Consider the following 19926-nt stretch of genomic DNA (forward strand, 5'->3'; position numbering starts at 1 on the left):
TATAGTTTCAACACAAATCAGGGTATCAGATAGCCTTATCTCTATCTAAATAAATGAGCTTGAAATATATCAGGCCGTTGGGGAATCGTATGAAACAGCAAGCTATAATCGCATCAGTCGCATTATTAATTTCTTCTGCAGCATTTTCTTCTGCAGCCATGGCAAATGAGGGGTTTCAGCCCACCGCTAAGGCTTGTGTGAATGTTGGAAAAGAAATTTCTCGAGTAAGTGGTGAAATGGACGCAGCTAAATCTGGCATTCAGAAGTCGTGGTTGAAACGCCAGCTAGGTGCACTAAACACCAAGCGCTCAAGTTGCTCGTCTAAAGGCTTTCAGGGCCGCTTATTAGTTGCTAAAACTGATAACTAAAGGCTTTTACGCTTTTAATACTAAGGGTGCTTTATGCACCCTTTTTTATTTGCTGTTCTAGCTCTGTCAAATCTTTCACATTGAAATCTGGTTTAAGTCCTAACGGGTACATCATCTTTCCTGGCCGGTTAACAAATGTGGTTTGCATACCTATAGCTTTAGCGCCACTAACATCCCAACCATGAGCTGCCACCATCATGGCATTTTGGGGTTCAACGCCTACCTCTTTGCACGCCCAGCGATATACATCTGGGTAAGGCTTGTACGTATTAATTTGCTCGGTGCTTAATACATGGGTAAAGCATTCGCTAATGCCTGCAAATTCAAGCTGCGCCTTTAAACCTTCAATAGAAGAATTTGATAACGCTACCAGTGGTACGTTTAACGATTGAAGTTTTGCAAGGGCTGTTGCTACATCCTCATGTGCGGGTAGTTTGGTAATATGGCCTTTGATTGCCTTAAGAGCTTCATCTTCCGACACTGAGAAGCCTTTACTGTGGGCCACCATCACCAAAACAGCCGCGCCAATATCAATAAAGTCATGAAACTGGTTAGAGGCGATATCTACAAGCGAATGATGCAAAAGGTTTGCAAACCATAAATCGACTAAGTCTTCATTGCCGCCAAGCAACGGCGCTAGCCCATGCTTCATTTCTGCCATATCAAGCAAAGTTTCGTTGATGTCGAAAAAGAGCGCTTTAGGTGCTGCCATGAAAATAATTCCTTAGATAAAGCGTTAGCTTGTATAACCTTGTATTTACCATACAAGCTAGGTAACAAATTGCATTGATTTCACGCTAACAAAAGTAACTGGCTAAAAACACGCTTGTGCGATCAAATTACGAGAATTTGCTACCAGTTATTGCGCTTTTGCGCGCCGTCTTAACACGTCTATACGTTTATCTAAGGGCGGGTGGCTCATAAATAATTCAGAAAATGCCGACTTGCCGGAAATACCAAAAGCCATCATGGTGCTATCTAACTGGCTTTCACTGTTCGATTTTAAGCGAGTTAGTGCGGCGATCATTTTTTGCCTGCCGACTAATTTAGCTGAGCCTGCATCGGCGCGGTACTCACGCTGACGGGAAAACCACATCACAATAATGCTGGCCAAAATACCAAATAGCATTTCAAGTACAAACACTATGCCATAGTAAGCAAAGCCGCCTAAAGCGCCGCCTCCGCTATTGTTGCCGCGGGTGGCGTTAGAAATAGCGCCTGCAATAACCCGTGCTAAGAAGATAACAAAGGTGTTCACTACTCCTTGAATTAACGTAAGGGTAACCATGTCGCCATTAGCAATATGCGACACTTCATGGGCAAGCACAGCTTCTGCTTCATCTTCGCTCATGCTATTTAATAAGCCACTGCTTACTGCGACTAAAGCATTGTTTCTGTTCATACCCGTCGCAAAAGCGTTAATTTCAGGTGAATCGTAAATAGCCACATCAGGCATGCCAATACCCGCCTTTTTAGCTTGGGCAGATACCATGTTAATTAACCAATGTTCAGTGGGTGTAGTGGGGTTAACAATCACCTGTGCGCCAGTACTTCGCTTGGCAATCCACTTCGACATAGCCAAGGAGATAAGCGCCCCGCCAAAACCAAATACCGCAGAGAAAACCAACAACCCAGTAATGCTTCGGTTATCAATACCAAAGGCGGCAAACACAATATTCAGCACAATACCTAGCACTAACACAACGGCTAAATTGGTAACAAGGAACAAGAAAACCCGTTTCATATAATGTCTCTATCTTGAGGTAAAAGGTTAAGGTAAAAAGTAAGGTCAAAGTTACGGTAAAAGTTACGTTAAAAGGAAACGTAGAAAGTGAAGTAAACCGAAACAAACCGATAGCTTTATTATGGTGGCGAAATATTGCGCTTAAAAGAGGGAGGTAATAAAAAAGCCGATGATAAATATCATCGGCTTTAAAAGAGGAAAGTGTGTATTAATGAGAAGTTACATCACCAGCACCAAACCCCACCAAAATACCCACACCCACCAACGCAACAACCGACCATATCAATGTAGCCTTAGTGGCTTTTTCGCCCATTACCCAAGCAACCCCTAGCGACATTAACGCGCTGGTGGCTATTAAGGTTTGCACTACGGCAGCTTTGGCATAAGCAAAGGCAAACATTTGAAGGTAAATAGCGGCGGTAGTGCCTAGCAAAGTAGCAAGTACAAAAGCAGGCCATACCCGTTGGTTGGTTTCAATTACCGGCAACCATTTACTGCGAGTAACGACAATTAACGGCACTACAAAAATCATACCGCCAACTAAGCGCAAGAACGCTGCACTGGCGGCATCTATATCACCACTGCCTAAAATGTCGCGGCTAACTACAGCGCCTACGGCTTGGCACAATGCTGCGCCCACACCATACATATAGCCAGAGGTAGCAAATACGTGAGTAGTATTGCGCCTGCGCGATTTTATTACCATGTCGACCGACAATAACACTACCGCAATACCTACCCACTGTTGCCAGGTTATCCATTCGCCAATAAAGGCCATAGCAAAAAGGGCAGTAAATAAAGGCGCTAGGGTTTCGGCCACTAATACCGCTTGGCTATCGCCAATCGATTTTAAAGCTTTAAAAAAGCAGGTGTCGCCAATACCAATACCAATAAAGCCGCTAAGTAGCAGCCAAAGGACGGCATCGGTTTCATAAGCATTTGGCTGCACTACAGCAATAACCACAGCCAAAATAGCGATAGATATAAGGCCCTTCCAAAAATTCATGGTAAGGGGCGAGAACGCGTTGCCTGTGCCCCTAAACAAACGTGCGGCTATTGCCCAACAAAGTGCCGTACCTAGTGCTGCGAATACGCCCATTAGTAACCTATAAAATATGAAGCTTAGAAAAAAGAGCCGCTATGCTAAATGAAAGTGAATGCGTATGTTAGTAGAGATTGAGGAATATTCGTTAACTAAATAAAAGTTAACGGAAACGCAGCTAAGCTTGTGACATTATTTTCTAGTACATACCTTCCAAACAAAAGCGTTCTATAATCAACGCATTGGTAAAAAGAGTATAAAGAATGGATTTACGCGGCATTAAAGGCGTTATTTTTGATTTAGACGGCACCTTAGTTGAATCGAGCCTTAACTTCTCGCAAATGAGAACTGACATAGGCTGCCCCCAAGACGAAGACATTCTAATGTTCATCGACAATTTGGTGTGCAATCAAGAAAAAGCGAACGCTAACCACGCCATATTGCAACACGAATTAAACGATGCCCAGAACGCAAAATGGCTACCCTTAGGCAAGCAAATGGTAGATAAGGTTTTAGAAAGCAAATTACCGATAGCCATTGTGACTCGCAATTGCCGAGAAGCTACTGCTATTAAAATAGCAAACAATGGTATTCCCATCGAGTTTGTACTCACCCGGGAAGATGCACCCGCTAAACCCGATCCTACTGCACTATTACACATAGCCAAACAATGGCAGCTACAACCCGAAGACTGCCTGTATGTGGGTGACTTTATTTATGATCAATTAGCCGCCGAAAATGCCGGTATGCGCTGGTTGTTGGTTTAGTGAGTCTAGCCCTATACCCGGAGGGGTTGGGTTTTCTGGTTCAATTTTATAACCCCGTTCAGGAAAAAACGAAAAAGAACTCATTCCACCATAGACATTAGTATAATCTTCTTCATTCAGCTCTTGTATGTTTGTTTTTTGTTCGATATTCATAGTGTTTTTACTCTTATAGTTAAATTGTTTTCATAGCTGCTAATTCAGCAATTAGATAATAATAAGTAACAATGAGCATTGAATATGAATATAGGGACATATAGATGAAATGGGTCAAGAGCTCGTTTTTTGGCTCATTTGTTATTGTTTTATTACTAAATTGCAATGCTTTTGCGTCGATTGGGAATGAAAGTTTTCATGGGCGTAGTATATTTGCTGGAACCCCTACAGGAGTAATGTGGGATGTTGAGGTTGTTGAGGAAGTAATATACCTCGCGGCAGAAAATGGCGTGTTTCAAATTGTTGGAGAAAAATCTGAGAAAATTAACTTCAATCAGTTAAATGCAGAGACAGGAATAATTTCTGACGTTGAATACGATAGTGGTTACTTATGGATCAATGAGTTTGGCGTGGGTGTATTCAAGTACAACGTGAAAACTGGTAGATCAGAAAAATTTTATGCTCAATCTACAGATTTAAAAAATGTTTGGAATTTAGTTGTAACCCCCAAATATGTAGTAGTCACATCAATTGACGGCATTCAAATCGTCGAAAAAAATACGCAAAAAATACAGTCTTGGGCAAGTGATGTTTCACCAGGCTCCTTGATTGGCTCTTATTCGTTAGTTTCTACCAGTCAAAATGGCGTACATGCTATTTCACATAATTACCATATAGAAATAGATCTCACTCATCAGCATGTAACTCTGAAATCGCTATCAGAACATTATCCAAAGTTGTCCAAACTAACTGCGATTACCTATTCAGGATTTAAGCTATATTTAGGTGGGCCAGAAGGTGTTTACATAATAGATGAGAAAAGAGATACGAAGACCTTTTATCCTTTTGATACAGCTTTAACCATAACAAAGCCATTGAGTAAAATATTTATCGCTGATGAAGAAAATATCTGGATAGCTGCAGGCGGGCTGTACAAAGTTATTGGAGATGCTATTACAACGATTGATTGGATGAATCCAATTATCACATCAGACGCGATACATTCGATAGTAGCAATTAATAAGTTAAGAAAAGGAGAGTTGATTCTAGCATCATCCCAATTAGGATTGATTGCGTTGTCAGATTCTCAAAAGGCAGTTAACTATCTAAATTTAAATGAAATTCTCTATCAAAAAAATATTAGAGCAGCAGGGACAACAAGAAAGGGAGTGGGCTATATAAAAGATGCTAGTGATAGCTATTTGTTGAAAGCTAAGAATGGCTCTTTGACTCCCCTCACTCTCAACTCTGTGAACTGTCTAGATAGTTATGAGATTAAATTTGAAGAAATTTACTTGAAAGAGAGAGGGGAAATAAGTTTCTGCTCAAACCCCCATAATCACATTATCAATTTAAGTGACAATAAATACTATGCCTATGTTCTCACGGAGAATGGATGGAAATATTTTCTAGCTGATGACAATTCAATTTTAGATGAATTTGATGCGCCCCCATTTATCAAAAATTCTATTGTCTTATCTTCTGGCGAATTAATGGGGTTCGACGTGAACAGTTCCTTACATATTCAGTTGTCTAAGTTTAACTGGAAGGTTATGCCTCCCTCGGAGACAGGTTGGAGCAGAATCAGTTGTATCATAGAGCTAGATGATACTTATTTGGTGTGTTCTTCTGGGAGTGGGCTCAGAGAAATAGACAGCACTACTGGTGACATTTCAAAAAGTAAATTACTAGGTAATTCCGATATTAGATTTGTTCGAGCGGGACTTTTAAGTAGAAACGAAAATTTGTGGTTCGCCACAAATATTGGACTTTTTCTCTATGATATAAGTGACGATAACTTGTATAAATTAGACAGCGACAACGGTATTTGGGATGTCGACTTTGATTTCGGCGGAATTTACGAACTAAATGACACTATCGTTATCGAGGGAGATAGATTTGCTTATAGCATCGATGAAAAAGCAATAATCAAAAGCTTGAGTGACGCAAATGTTGAACCCAAAATTTCTCTCCTCAAAGTTGAATGGCTCGATGAAAAAGGTCGGGTAGATACCCTATACCCTATTTTTTCGAACACTCCGTTTACTATTGATAGCAGCTATCAGACACTTGATTTCAGCATTGCATCAAATAGCTATGTTGATAGCCACAAGCATAAATTGGAATTTAGAATTCTTGGTTATATAGATGAGTGGCAAGCACATAGCGCATCCAGTATGAATTTGGCCGTATCCGATATTGGCTATGGAGATTTTGAACTACAAGTACGTGTGCAATCACCCAAACACAATGTTGACTACCCCATCAACTCGCTGAACTTTAAAATAAACCCTCCGTTTTATTTAAGTCACTATGCCTATTTTCTTTATGCTCTCGCAGTTATCTTCAGCTTTTTTCTCTATAAAAAAGGTTATCTAAAATTAATCGGTTTAATGATCGTGAATACCTCACTGGTGCAGAAAATATTAGGGAAGTATGGCGCGAAACATAAGAATAAACTAGAAGCCTTAGCAGAGAATAAAATTCGACTTTTTAGTAACGTTTCTCATGAGCTAAGAACGCCATTGCAACTTATTCTTAGTGAGTTGGGGGAGGCTAAAAGAAGCAAAGCTGCTGACGGCGAACTCAATATTACTGCCTTGGTACACAATGTTCAAAGAATGGAGAACCTATTAGATCAAGTCAATATGGTCGATAAGCTAGGCACTTCAACCCTCGAAAATTTTAAACTTTACTCTATCGATGACATCAAATTTATCGCTTCAAGTTTAGACTCTTTGGTAAAAGAAAAGCGTCAGGTGCTAGATATCAGTACTAAAGGGAAGGGCTCTATTTCTCTGTTAAAAGGAAGTGTAGAGTCGATCATTTCGAACCTCATTTCAAATGCCGTTAAATTTACAGAAAAGAACGGTGTTATTAAATTTTCAGCCACGTTTGATGAAGAAAATCTAACGCTTTGTGTGAAGGACAACGGCAAAGGAATTGATGAATCTAACCACCAAGAAATATTTAAGCGGTTCGCTAGAATAGAGCCGTCAACTGAAGTGACAGGAGAGGGAATTGGACTGTCTCTGGTGAAAGAGCTTGTCACTATAAATCAAGGTGAAATTGCGGTAGACAGCGTACTGGGGAAGGGCTCTAAATTTACAGTTATCTTTCCTATAGACGATATTCAATTGTTAAACAGTCAAAGCTTCGAAAAAGAAACGGACAAAAAATGGGAGGATAAACCCGCGATCTTATTGGTTGATGATAGCCGTGAACTTCGCAATCATCTGTTTAAGTTATTTTCGCCTTCTTATAAATGCCTAGTTGCAAGAAACGGTAAGCAGGCATTAGATATTGTACAAAATCATCAAGTTAACCTTGTTATTACCGACCTGATGATGCCGTTGATGGGAGGGTTGAATTTTGTGAAGAAAATGCGTGATATCGACGAGTTAAAGTATATTCCCATCATAGTGCTAACTGCAAAAGTCGACGATGAGTCAAAAGCGAAAGTATTAGAGGCGAATGTTGAGTGTATGCTTACTAAACCTATAGCAGATGAAGAGCTTGCTATGAGGGTGAAGCACTTAGTTGCTATGCGTCGCGTTTCACCACAGGAACCCCCGTTGGTAGATATAAATAACGCTGAAGAAAGTTGTATTTTACTGCCAGAGCTTTCGTCAGAGAAAGACATGTCTTTTTATCTAAGCTTTGTGACTGTATTAGAGAAAAACTATCATGATGAATATTTCAACAGGGATAAAGCTGCTGAACTGTTGCTGATAAGTCCAAGAAGTTTGAACAGGAAACTTTCAGAACTGTTCGATTATAACTTTAGTGAATTCCTTTCTAGATATAGAGTAGGCAAATCCAAAGCGCTGTTGGCAGATGGTGCTTCTGTTATTTCAGCAGGCACGAGCGTTGGCTTTGGTGGGGCTGCTTATTTTTCCACCACATTTAAACGCATCATGGGCATACCACCAAAAGAATATTCAAGCACATTTGCAGAGCCTCGCAGTGCCGAAGAACAGGTCTAACTCCCCTAGTACATTCCCTCAACATTCCAGATTGAAGCGCATACATTAATTATTTTAACCAATTTTGTATTTATTGGTAATGTATTTGGGTGCTCTTTTTGGCTTTTTCATCCCTTGAATCTAGTTTTAGTCGTCCATCTCAACCTTATTTGTTAACAATTATTAAAAATAATTCTCATTTAGTTTTATAGGTTTGCCTTTTGATTTATATTGCTGAAATATATGATTTTTTATGTTTTTTCTCAACTCTTTGAGTTGTGTGAATAATGCGTCTTCTCCCGTTTGGTCAGTAAATTGTTAACAGATTGAATTGATCTTATTGATTTTTTGGTTAATCATTTTACATGTTGGCTGGATCATTGGTAATACCAATATTTTGGTTTTTTCCGGCTTAAGCTTAAAAGTAAATTTCGTTTTTAGTCGCAGCGGTTTTAGCTGGGATTACTTTAATTGGTTTACCAAACCATTAATTACAGGACAAATTGCATGAACATCAGAACACGAAAAACTTCTCTCTCATTTTTAGTAGGTACCGCACTTACCTTAGCTGGCACGTCATTTGTACATGGGGCGTCGGTAGCCATCGATAACCCAGGGTTTGAAAGTGGGTTCGATGGATGGGCCGATACCGATCCTTCCGCGGTATCTGGTAACGCCTATGCAGGAAGTAGCTCTGCTAAAATTTCCGGTGCGAATGGTAAAGTAGAGCAATATGTTGATGTTACACCTAACACCGATTACACCTTGCAGGCGTACGTAAAAGGTATTGGTAAAGTTGGTGCCGATGTTAACGGCACGCGGTTTAATCGAACCGGTGGTGGCAGCGATTTTGAACCTGTATCGGTAAGCTTTAATTCAGGCTCTGCTACCTCGGTTAAAATTTATGCAAATTATTATGGCGGCGAAGGTCGATTCGACAACTTCACGCTGGAAAGTTCTGGCTCTACAACGCCGCCGGGTAATTCCACGTGTTCAGGGAATGACAACCTAAGCATTAGCACCGCAACCGACAATGGCACTAACGATGGTCATGGGCCGCTAAATACCATCGATAACGACTTAACTGACGAGTCCCGTTGGTCTTCCAATGGCACAGGGAAAACTATCACTTACGATTTAGGTGAAGTGGCTACGGTAAAAGCATTACAAGTGAAATGGTTTAAAGGTAATGCCCGTAGTTCGTTCTTCAACGTGCATACGTCTACCAATAACAGTAACTGGAATGCCGTGTTACTTTCAGGTGCGTCAAATGGCTCTAGCTCGGGTTATGAAACGCATGATGTTACCGACTCTGATGCACGTTATGTTCGAATTACTGGATTAGAGAACTCGGCGAATACGTGGAACAGCATTGTTGAAACCAACATCTATGGCTGCGGCGGTGATACTGACAACACGCCTGATCCAACGCCTACACCAACTCCTGGTAATTTTGATATGAGCGATTGGGACATGGAAGGTGCCGACCCACGGGTTGGCGATACCATGGAGTTTGACGCCTTACGCGAACAGCATGTTACGCCAAACGGAAATGGCTGGCGTCACGAGCTTAAAATTAAAGAAGAAAAACGTGTGGCAATGACCGCCGTGTTTGAAGATTTTCAAGCGAACATAAAAGTGGAAATGTCAGATGGTTCAAAAGCCATTGTTGCCCAGCACCATGCTAGCGACACAGGCACCATTATGAAATTATATGTTTCAGACACCAGCGAAACCGGTTTTACACCAACTAACGCTGGCGTAGAAAGTGACAGCGTTGCAAGTAATGGTATTTTTGATGTGTATGTTCGCCTTGCACGAGAAGACGGTTCCGGTGAAGACAAGCAGTTGTTAGGTACTTTGGTAAGCGGTCAAGATTTCGATTTTAGGGTTATTAACGACCATGGCTATGTGACGGTTTCAGCGTTTGGCGAGTCTTTCTCTCGAACCATTGAAGACAGCACAGATTCTTACTTGAAATTTGGTAACTACTTACAAGCGCAAGATCCTGAAACAAGGGAAGACGTAGATGACTCAGACGACTGGGCTGCGTTTTATGCCAGTGAAGGTATTACTGAAAGCTTGCTTACCTTTTCAAGCATTAACTACATTCGTAACGAAGATTAATACCTAGTTAATTATGCTATTGAAAATAGAAAAGCGAAGCCAGTTGGCTTCGTTTTTTTTATATATATCTTCTACGCTCGGCCAAAAAACCAATAAACATGAATGCAAAAACAAAACCTGCACCTTGGTATTTCCAGGGTAGGTAAGCAATGATGTGATGCAGAAAAGGGGCACCATAAAGGGTTAATGCACCATAACCAAAGGCACATAACACGACAAAAAGGCTAACCCGCAATATGAAATGATAGGGGGCTAAAATACGCTTTATATGGCTATTAATAATATCGCCGTACACCACTAAAATGGTGGCCATAAGCATGATGCTCATTTCGGCGTAATAAGGGCTTAGTGTGCGGGAAAGGGCACTGAACAATTCGTTCATACGGCATTACTCATGATAACGACACCTACAACATAAAGGTGGCGTTATCATAACGATATATACGGTTTTGCTAAAGCGCTTTGGGCTAGGTCTTTTGATACAGACCCCTTTGACACAAAACCCTTTGATAAAGCGCCCTTTAAGATAGAGTTCTTTGGAACAGGCCCTTTGCTACAAAGTGCTGTTTAGCATACTAACCGCTTTGTACCCTTGTTCGATGGTGGCAATGCGGTCGCCAGTCTGATCCCGCTCTACAAATTTATGTTCAATTCCGGCCACTTTTCCATGGGCAAAAATAGTCTCAAAATCGATAACACCTGTGCCCACATCGGCGAAGCTTCCATCTGTTGCCATATCTTTTACATGCCACAGTTTAAAGCGGCCAGGATACTGCTTAAAGTAATCTACCGGGTCTTTTCCGGCTTTAACTGCCCAATATAAATCCAATTCCATAGACACTAAGTTCGGGTCGGTTTCAGTAATAAGAACATCCAGCGGTATTTCATCATCACGCACTTCAAACTCGAAGTCGTGGTTGTGATAAGCAAGGGTAATATTGGCTTTGCTGCACGCTTCGCCAATGTTGTTTAGCTTTTCAGCCAATGCTTTATAGGGCGCAATACCTACACCGCGCTGTGCTTCGCTAAGCCAAGGTACCACTAAGTATTTGTGGCCTACGGTTTGAGCATCTTCTAACACTTGCTCTAAGTTATTATCAAAGTCATCAAGCTGGATGTGAGCAGATGGGGCCGTTAATCCTTCGCCGTCTAAAATAGTACTAATTTCCTTGGCGCTATGGCCAAAGTAACCGGCGAACTCAAGCTCGTTGTAGCCCACCGCGCCTACTAATTTTAATGTAGCAGGCACGCTAACTTTCATAATATCGCGCAAAGTATAAAGTTGTAATCCAATACTGTTACTCGCCATACCATTTGGGTTTAACGACTTAGCTGTATGTGAATGTGCAAGTACGCTGGGTATAGCGGCGCAGCCTGCACCTAATGCCGCGGCACGAATAAACTGCCTGCGGGTGAAGGTGGAAGGGGTGATCATAACATTCTCCTTAACGCGCCATTATGCGCTGTTACACAATCTGGGCTGGGCCAGTACTGCCCCTAGCAATGAGTTCAAACGGCATAATAACTTTTGGTGCTTTACGAATTTTGCCGTTAATGACGTCTATCAATAAGCTAACTGCCGTTCGGCCGAACTCTTCGGCTGGCTGGGCAATGGTGGTTAATGGTGGATCACAAAATGCCGAAAAGGCGATGTCATCAAATCCCGCTACTGAAATATCTTCAGGTATACGCAAGCCTGCTTGTTTTAACGCTTGCATAGCACCTATTGCCGTTTCATCGTTTTCACAAAATACGGCCGTGGGCCTTTGCGTTTGCTGGGCAATGATTACGCCAGCGTTATAGCCCGCATGAAGCGTGAAGTCGCCAGGAAAAAGCAGGCTGTCGTCGAAGGCAATATTGGCATCGTTCAACGCATCTTTATAACCCGACAATCTATCTTGAGTAAGTGGGCTAGAGTGGGGGCCTTTTATCATGGCAATACGAGTATGGCCCAATGTTAACAAGTGTTCGGTCATGGCTTTGGCGGCAGCACGGTTATCAAGTGCCACGGTAGGGTATTTACCCTCATCAATAACTTCACAAGCATTTACCATGGGCAGCAAGCCATTGTCGTTAATCATGCTGTCATCTAGCGGGTTCAATGCGCGCAATTGAATTAATCCATCTGCCTGAGAAGTGCTTACCATTTTAGCGTAATGGCTTTCAATATCGGGGTTGCCCAAGGTGTTCGCCAGTAAAATGGAGTAGCCCAATTCGGCTGCCGTTTCTTGCATGCCGCTAATCACTCGCGCAAAAAACACATTCGCAACCGTGGGAACCAACACAACCAAGTTGTGAGTTTTTCCAGAACGAAACTTTACGGCCATCAAGTTGGGCTTATAGCCCACTAACTCAACCGCCGTCATTACTTTAGAACGGGTTTTCGGAGAAACGCGCTCGGGTTGTTGAAGTGCCCGAGACACTGTTGCCACCGATACGCCAGCGCTATCAGCAACGTCTCTAATATTTGCCATGTACTCGTGTCTTGTTTTTATTCGCACATTTGCGAACAGATTAGATTGATGTAACCGATATCATTTGGAATTTAGAATACGGATCTTTCTTAAAAAATCCAGTGCTAAGTGTATATTTTTTGTAAATGGTTTTGGCGTCTTAACCCGTTCATTCGCTATTTTAAAGCAAAATACGTTTGTTTAAGGACGATTTAGCTTATCTTCTTAAACTTAAGTTTAACAAAAAACGCCCAAATACATTGACAGATAAAAATGTAATCCGTTACATTTTAAATATAGTTACAATAATGCAACAAGTTTGCAATGAGCAAGCTTGATACTGGTAAGGTTTACTGGTTAAGCACTGCACCACAACAGGAGCTACGCAGCATGGCGAAAATGCAGAAAGTAAGATTAGGTATGATAGGTGGTGGTGAAGGCGCATTTATTGGTGCGGTTCATCGCAACGCATTCGGGTTAGATGGTCAGTACGATTTGGTATGTGGAGCCTTTAGTCGCGACCCCAGCAACAATGAAAGCACAGCAGATAGTTTAGGCGTTCAACACAGCCGTACTTATGCTTCGTGGGAAGACATGCTAGAAAAAGAAGCTGCGCTTCCAGAGCAGCAACGCATGCAAGTGGTGTCTATTGTTACGCCGAATCACTTACACGTACCTATTTCAGTGGCCGCAATAAAAGCGGGCTTTCACGTGTTCTGCGAAAAGCCCGCCGGTGTTGGCTTGGGCGAAGTAAAAGACTTACAAGATTTACTCCATAGTACCGACAGATTATACGGCTTAGCGCACACCTATTTAGGTTATCCCATGGTGTGGCAAGCGCGCCACATGGTTGAAAGCGGCATGCTAGGTAACATTCGTAAAGTGTTTGTTGAGTACCCACAAGGGTGGCTATCGGCAAATGAAGAAACCCATAACAAACAGGCCAAGTGGCGTACCGACCCAAGTTTAGCTGGCGGTAGCGGGTGTATGGGCGACATTGGTACCCACGCATTTGGACTTGCTGAATTTGTGTTAGACGATGCTATTACCGCCTTATGTGGTCAGCTTTATACGCACATTGATGACAGACAGTTAGATGACGATGGTGCAGCGCTGATTAAAACCAAGAAAGGTGCTACTGGTGTGTTGATAGCCAGTCAAGTGTGCGCAGGTGAAGAAAACGCCTTAAAGATAAAAGTGTATGGCGATAAGGGCGGGTTAGAGTGGCATCAAATGGAGCCGAACTCTGTGGTGTATCGCCCCATAGGCCAGCCATATCAAGTATTCCGTGCTGGACTAGGGCAACCCGGTTTGTGTGATGAAGCTGTTAATCGCTGCCGTATTCCAGGCGGACACCCCGAAGGTTACCTAGAAGCCATGGCGAATTTATATAACGATTTTGCCAAAGCGGTTCGTAGCGAATCAGAACATACAAGCAGCAAAGCTAATGGTGTACCTGGCATTAATTCCGGTCTTCGCGGCATGGCGTTTATTGATGCCATGTTGGCCAGTAGCGAGAGTGATACTAAGTGGGAAACTGTCAGCCCAGTTGGCACAGAGTAAGTGGAGCATATGGCAATGGAACAACAAGCAAAAGAACAATCAGTAAACGAACAGTCAGCAAACGAACAACCAGCCAAAGAATCTATACCTATTAAAGAAGCTATGCCAATTAAAGGCCCAGCCGTATTTTTAGCCCAATTTATGGGTAAAGATGCCCCCTTCGATACGCTTGAAAATATGGCCAAGTGGGCAGCGTCATTGGGGTATAAAGGCATTCAAGTGCCTACCGATCCAGCACTTTTCGATTTAGAAAAAGCAGCAGAAAGCCAAGAATACTGTGACGAAATAGCCGCTACCTGTAGAGCGGCGGGCGTAGAAATTACCGAGCTATCAACGCACTTGCAGGGGCAATTGGTGGCGGTACATCCTGCTTACGACGAGCTATTTGATAACTTCGCACCAGCACATTTGCACGGCAACCCAAAAGCACGTACCGAATGGGCGGTAAACCAGCTCAAGTGTGCCGCTATTGCCAGTAAACGCTTAGGACTAAACGCCCATGCTACCTTCTCGGGTGCCTTAATGTGGCATCTAGTGTACCCATGGCCACAGCGTCCTGCCGGGTTAGTAGAGCAAGGGTTTGCCGAATTAGCTAAGCGTTGGTTACCTATTTTAGACGCCTTCGATGATGCGGGTGTAGACGTATGTTACGAAATTCACCCAGGTGAAGATTTGCACGATGGCGCTACCTTTGAAATGTTTCTAGCCGCGGTAGATAACCATCCTCGTGCCAATATTTTGTTTGACCCTAGTCATTTCGTGCTGCAGCAACTCGATTATCTCGACTTTATCGACAGATACCACAGCCGTATAAAAATGTTCCATGTGAAAGATGCTGAGTTCAATCCAAACGGCAGAAGTGGCGTTTACGGTGGTTACCAAGATTGGAAAGATCGCCCAGGTCGCTTTCGTTCTCTTGGCGATGGGCAAGTCGATTTCAAAGGCATTTTCAGCAAGCTTACTCAGTATGGGTTTAGCGGATGGGCAGTGCTTGAATGGGAATGCTGCTTGAAAGATTCTGCCCAAGGTGCGGCTGAAGGTGCGCCTTTTATTGCTGAGCATATTATTCAGCCAACCCGCTATGCGTTCGATGATTTCGCGGGTGGCGAAGTAAGTGAAACAAAAAACAACCGCATTTTGGGCATAAGCGAATAACGCTTTCCCGCTGACACAGGATAATAATAATCATGATAACCCTTCGTCTTAGCACCATGATGTTTTTGCAGTTCTTCATCTGGGGTGGCTGGTTTGTCACCTTGGGGACTTACTTAGCCGGCACCTTAGCGGCCAGTGGCGGTCAAATTGGTATGGCCTTTTCAACCCAAAGCTGGGGTGCCATTATTGCGCCATTTATTGTGGGGTTGATTGCCGATCGATTCTTTAATGCCGAACGCATCTTGGGTGTGCTGCATCTATGTGGCGCGGTACTCATGTACATGATGTATCAGGCGGGCGACTTCACTACTTTTTATCCGTATGTATTGGGCTACATGATTGCTTACATGCCAACCCTTGCGTTAGTGAATTCGGTGGCATTTGGACAAATGACAAACCCTTCAAAGGAGTTTGGAAAAATTCGTGTGTGGGGCACAGTAGGCTGGATTGTTGCGGGCTTACTGATTAGCTACGTGTTTTCTTGGGATTCTACATCTGCCATTGCCGATGGCATGCTTAGAAACACCTTTATGTTATGTGCAATAGCATCGTTAGCCTTGGGCATATTCAGTTTCACCTTACCGGCAACACCGCCAAAAGCGGCAGGCCAAAAGACAGGTTTACGCGATGTGTTAGGGCTAGATGCGTTAGCCCTGCTTAAAGATAAGAACTTCTTCATCTTCTTTTTATCTTCTGTACTTATTTGCATTCCTCTTGCGTTTTACTACCAAAATGCCAATCCGTTTTTAACCGAAATTGGTGTTGAAAATGCCACCGGAAAAATGACGTTAGGCCAGGTTTCTGAAGTGTTGTTCATGCTTGCACTACCTGTATTTCTAAACAAATTTGGCATTAAAGCTACCTTGTTAATTGGCATGGCTGCATGGGTATTACGTTACGCCTTGTTCGCTTTTGGTAATGCAGACGAAGGGCTGTTCATGCTGATTGTGGGCATAGCCTTACATGGGATCTGCTACGACTTCTTTTTTGTCTCTGGGCAAATTTATACCGATGCAAAAGCAGGCGAGCGTATTAAAAGCGCCGCACAGGGGTTAATAACTTTAGCCACATACGGCGTAGGTATGCTGATTGGTTTTGCCGTAGCTGGAAAAATAACTGATGAGTACACCACGGCAACATCTCACAGTTGGCAAGATATTTGGCTATTCCCAGCAGGCTTTGCGGCTGTTGTATTAATTATTTTCTTGGTGTTGTTCAAGTCAGAAAAGGTCAGTACAGATGCATAACGAAGGCAGACGTAGTTTGATAAAAGCCATGGCACTGACGGGTGCTGGTGTATTAGCACCTTCAGCGTTTCACAGCGCACACGCGGCCACTGCAGCGGCTAGCACAGAAAATAGTACAAAAGATAAAACAGAGAATGGCATGAAGCAATCATCGCTTAAAGGCAATATCAATCATTCTGTTAGTCGCTGGACATACGGCGACCTTTCTATAGAAGAGCTGTGTAATACAGTGAAAGAGCTTAACTTCTCGGCAATTGATTTAGTGGGGCCTGAAGATTGGCCGGTACTAAAGCAACACGGTATCCATTCTTCTATGTGCAATGGCGCTGAAATTAGCCTTGAAGATGGTTTCATTCACAGTGAACTACACGACGAATTAGAAGCACGATACTTAAAGCATATCGACCTTGTTGCTGATGCTGGCTACACCAACCTTATTTGTTTTAGTGGCAATGCGCGCGGAATGAGTAAAGAGGAAGGGTTAGATAATGCGGTGGCAGGTTTAAAGCGTATTTTACCTCATGCCCAGAAACGTGGTGTGGTGATCTTTATGGAGCTGTTTAATAGCAAAATAGACCACCCTGACTACATGGCCGATAGTTCAAAATGGGGTGTTCAGCTATGCAAACGCCTTGATAGTAAGCACTTTTCACTGCTGTACGACATCTATCATATGCAAATTAACGAAGGCGATATTATTCGCACCATTCGCGATTTCTATCCTTATTTTGGTCACTATCACACCGCCGGTGTGCCAGGACGAAACGAAATTGGTAGCACTCAAGAGCTGTATTATCCAGCCATTGCTAAGGCCATTTTAGACACAGGCTTCGATGGCTATTTAGCGCAAGAGTTTATTCCAACACCAGATACAAAAGCAGGCAGAGTTGAATCGCTTAAAGAAGCGATCAGTATCTGCGACGTATGACTTTACAATCAAACACCATACATGAAGTGCGTGTTTAAGGGGACATAACATGGCAACGAACGAATACGATGCAATCGTAGTAGGTTCTGGTATTAGCGGAGGCTGGGCGGCCAAAGAACTCACCGAAAAAGGCCTAAAAGTACTAATGCTTGAGCGCGGTAAAAACATCGAGCACATTAAAGACTACAAAAACGCGCACAAAGAAGCGTGGGACTACCCACATCGCGACCTGCCAACACAGGCGATGAAAGTAGATTACCCTGTACTTAAGCGAGACTATCCGCTGAATGAATCTACCAAAGGCATGTGGGCGAACGAAGTAGAAAACCCTTATGTAGAAGACAAGCGATTTGATTGGTATCGAGGCTATCACGTCGGTGGGCGTTCGCTTACTTGGGGGCGTCAGAGCTACCGATTAAACAAAGCTGACTTTGAAGCCAACGGCAAAGAAGGCGTAGCCGTAGACTGGCCTATTCGTTATGAAGATGTGGCGCCTTGGTACGACTACGTAGAAAAATTTGCTGGTATTAGCGGAAACCGCGACGGCCTAGATGTGTTGCCTGATGGTATTTACCAGCCCGCCATGGCATTAAACTGCGTTGAAAAAGATGTAGCCGCTCGAGTACAAAAAGCCTATAGCGGCGTACGCCATATTATTCCTGGCCGCACTTCTAACATGACAGAGCCTAAGCCCGAACATGGGCGCACTAACTGCCAGTACCGTAATAAATGCTGGTTGGGCTGTCCGTTTGGTGGCTATTTCAGTACCCAATCTTCAACTTTGCCTGCAGCGGTAAAAACCGGCAACTTGACCTTGCGCCCGTTCTCTATTGTAAAAGAGATTTTGTACGATAAAGACAAAAAACGCGCAACTGGCGTTGAAATTATTGATGCTGAAACGAACGAGACTTATGTTTTCAAAAGCAAGATTGTTTTTGTGAATGCTTCTGCATTCAATTCATCGTGGTTACTTATGAACTCTGCCACAGATGTATGGGATGGCGGTTTAGGTAGCAGCAGTGGTGAATTAGGTCATAACGTTATGGATCACCATTTCCGGGTGGGTGCGTCAGCACAAGTTGAAGGGTACGACGATAAATATACTTATGGTCGCCGGCCAAGTGGCTTCTATGTTCCTCGCTTTAGAAATTGGGGGGATGACAAACGAGACTACCTACGTGGGTTTGGCTATCAAGGTGGTGCTAGCCGTTCAGGCTGGCGACAAGATGTGGCTGAGTTAGGTGTTGGTGCAAGCTTAAAAGAGGCTATGTCAGAACCCGGTGGCTGGACAATAGGTATGACTGCCTTTGGTGAAATGTTGCCTGACCATTCAAATCGCATTTATCTGAACAAAGAAGTAAAAGACAAGTGGGGTTTGCCCGTACTCGCTATGGATGTTGAGATAAAAGAAAACGAACTGAAAATGCGTAAAGACATGCAGCAAGATGCCATAGATATGTTTGAGGCTGCTGGGCTTAAAAACGTGAATGGCTGGGATGCAGACTACGCGCCGGGTATGGGTATTCATGAAATGGGTACTGCACGTATGGGGCGTGATGCAAAAACCTCAGTGTTAAACGGCCACAACCAAGTTTGGGATGCTCCTAATGTATTTGTTACCGATGGTGCATGTATGACATCGGCAAGTTGTGTAAACCCATCACTGACCTATATGGCACTTACCGCGCGTGCGGCTAGCTTTGCCGTAGAAGAGTTAAAGCGGAGAAACTTGTAATGGAACGTAGAGATTTATTAAAACTCATTGCTACCGCCACGGGTACCGCACTTGTGGGTGGCAAAGCGCTGGCCTATGACATTGTTGCCCCTGTGCCTTTGTCTGAAACAGGCTTTTCAAAAGAAGATGTGGCGCTCATTAATGAAATGGCGGAAGTCATCATTCCGCAGACCGACACGCCGGGAGCAAAAGCCGCTAATGTTGGCTTAGTGATTCCGGTTATTGTTGCCGATTGTTATACCCCGAAGTTACAAAAAGCGTTTAAAGACGGCATTAAGACAATTAATGTTCGTAGCAATGAAGCATTCAAAAAAGACTTCCTGCTATTAAGTAGTACGCAGCGCGAAACCTTGTTTACAACATTAGATACAGAAGCAAAAGCCGCTAATTTGGCTGAAGGTATTAGCAACGGCATCCCAACGGCTAAACCAAGCCAATGGGAGCCGGGCAACGAAGGTCCTATTCCGCATTATTTTACCCTACTTAAACAGCTTACTTTGTACACCTTTTTTACTTCTAAAGTGGGTTCTACCAAGGTACTGCGCTATGTCGCCATTCCCGGTTACTACAACGGTGAGCTACCTTATAAAAAAGGTGATAAAGCGTGGGCTACCTAAGGCTTTTACGTATAAATGAGTTAGCTGCGAAATCAAATTGCTGCGAAACCAAATTATAGTGC

General features: G+C 43.2%; 16 protein-coding genes. 10 read left to right on the plus strand and 6 right to left on the minus strand.

What is annotated here, in order from left to right; genetic code table 11:
- Positions 1–89: 89 nt before the first annotated feature.
- Positions 90–368, plus strand: coding sequence for a hypothetical protein (locus Q4561_RS11835; RefSeq protein ID WP_303460623.1), 279 nt, complete (start codon positions 90–92; stop codon positions 366–368).
- Positions 369–399: 31 nt separating this feature from the next.
- On the opposite strand, the gene Q4561_RS11840 is transcribed toward Q4561_RS11835, so the two are convergent.
- From Q4561_RS11840 to Q4561_RS11850, 3 genes are all read right to left on the minus strand, one after another.
- Positions 400–1080: a haloacid dehalogenase type II gene (locus tag Q4561_RS11840; protein ID WP_303460625.1), complete on the minus strand. Its 681-nt coding sequence runs from the start codon at positions 1078–1080 to the stop codon at positions 400–402.
- A 147-nt stretch (positions 1081–1227) separates the two neighbouring features.
- Entirely contained in the window at positions 1228–2112 is an 885-nt protein-coding gene (htpX, locus tag Q4561_RS11845) for a protease HtpX (protein WP_303460627.1), read from the minus strand.
- Between the two features lie 208 nt (positions 2113–2320).
- Complete coding sequence (locus Q4561_RS11850) at positions 2321–3211, minus strand: DMT family transporter (RefSeq protein ID WP_303460629.1); 891 nt, start codon at positions 3209–3211, stop codon at positions 2321–2323.
- A 206-nt stretch (positions 3212–3417) separates the two neighbouring features.
- On the opposite strand from Q4561_RS11850, the gene Q4561_RS11855 reads away from it, so the two are divergent.
- From Q4561_RS11855 to Q4561_RS11865, 3 genes are all read left to right on the plus strand, one after another.
- Entirely contained in the window at positions 3418–3921 is a 504-nt protein-coding gene (locus tag Q4561_RS11855; RefSeq protein WP_303460630.1) for an HAD family hydrolase, read from the plus strand.
- 257 nt (positions 3922–4178) lie between these two features.
- On the plus strand, positions 4179–8060 hold the full coding sequence (locus Q4561_RS11860) for an ATP-binding protein (protein WP_303460631.1): 3882 nt from the start codon (positions 4179–4181) through the stop codon (positions 8058–8060).
- A gap of 486 nt (positions 8061–8546) precedes the next feature.
- Entirely contained in the window at positions 8547–10166 is a 1620-nt protein-coding gene (locus Q4561_RS11865; RefSeq protein ID WP_303460634.1) for a polysaccharide lyase family 7 protein, read from the plus strand.
- 58 nt (positions 10167–10224) lie between these two features.
- Here the strand turns inward: Q4561_RS11865 and Q4561_RS11870 are convergent, their stop codons facing one another.
- The 3 genes from Q4561_RS11870 to Q4561_RS11880 all read right to left on the minus strand — a co-directional run bounded on the left by Q4561_RS11870 (position 10225) and on the right by Q4561_RS11880 (position 12640).
- Positions 10225–10548, minus strand: a complete 324-nt coding sequence (locus tag Q4561_RS11870; RefSeq protein ID WP_057794494.1) for a DUF3392 family protein — start codon at positions 10546–10548, stop codon at positions 10225–10227.
- A 171-nt stretch (positions 10549–10719) separates the two neighbouring features.
- Entirely contained in the window at positions 10720–11601 is an 882-nt protein-coding gene (locus Q4561_RS11875) for a sugar phosphate isomerase/epimerase (RefSeq protein WP_303460636.1), read from the minus strand.
- A 31-nt stretch (positions 11602–11632) separates the two neighbouring features.
- Positions 11633–12640, minus strand: a complete 1008-nt coding sequence (locus Q4561_RS11880) for a LacI family DNA-binding transcriptional regulator (protein ID WP_303460639.1) — start codon at positions 12638–12640, stop codon at positions 11633–11635.
- A gap of 378 nt (positions 12641–13018) precedes the next feature.
- Here Q4561_RS11880 and Q4561_RS11885 point away from each other — a divergent pair, with 378 nt between their 5' ends.
- The 6 genes from Q4561_RS11885 to Q4561_RS11910 all read left to right on the plus strand — a co-directional run bounded on the left by Q4561_RS11885 (position 13019) and on the right by Q4561_RS11910 (position 19864).
- Positions 13019–14182 (plus strand): Gfo/Idh/MocA family protein, encoded by a 1164-nt coding sequence (locus Q4561_RS11885; protein WP_303460857.1) that lies wholly within the window; start codon positions 13019–13021, stop codon positions 14180–14182.
- A 102-nt stretch (positions 14183–14284) separates the two neighbouring features.
- The gene (locus Q4561_RS11890) at positions 14285–15337 is read left to right on the plus strand and encodes a sugar phosphate isomerase/epimerase (RefSeq protein WP_303460858.1); all 1053 of its coding nucleotides are present in this window, start codon (positions 14285–14287) and stop codon (positions 15335–15337) included.
- Between the two features lie 32 nt (positions 15338–15369).
- Positions 15370–16584, plus strand: a complete 1215-nt coding sequence (locus tag Q4561_RS11895) for a nucleoside permease (RefSeq protein WP_303460640.1) — start codon at positions 15370–15372, stop codon at positions 16582–16584.
- The gene (locus Q4561_RS11900; RefSeq protein WP_303460642.1) at positions 16577–17512 is read left to right on the plus strand and encodes a hydroxypyruvate isomerase family protein; all 936 of its coding nucleotides are present in this window, start codon (positions 16577–16579) and stop codon (positions 17510–17512) included. Before Q4561_RS11895 ends, Q4561_RS11900 begins: the two co-directional genes overlap by 8 nt.
- 49 nt (positions 17513–17561) lie before the next feature.
- Entirely contained in the window at positions 17562–19247 is a 1686-nt protein-coding gene (locus Q4561_RS11905) for a GMC oxidoreductase (RefSeq protein ID WP_303460644.1), read from the plus strand.
- Positions 19247–19864, plus strand: coding sequence for a gluconate 2-dehydrogenase subunit 3 family protein (locus Q4561_RS11910; RefSeq protein WP_303460645.1), 618 nt, complete (start codon positions 19247–19249; stop codon positions 19862–19864). The genes Q4561_RS11905 and Q4561_RS11910 overlap by 1 nt, the downstream gene beginning before the upstream one ends.
- Positions 19865–19926 lie beyond the last annotated feature (62 nt).

The organism is Alteromonas sp. 1_MG-2023, assembly GCF_030547075.1.
GTDB lineage: Bacteria > Pseudomonadota > Gammaproteobacteria > Enterobacterales > Alteromonadaceae > Alteromonas.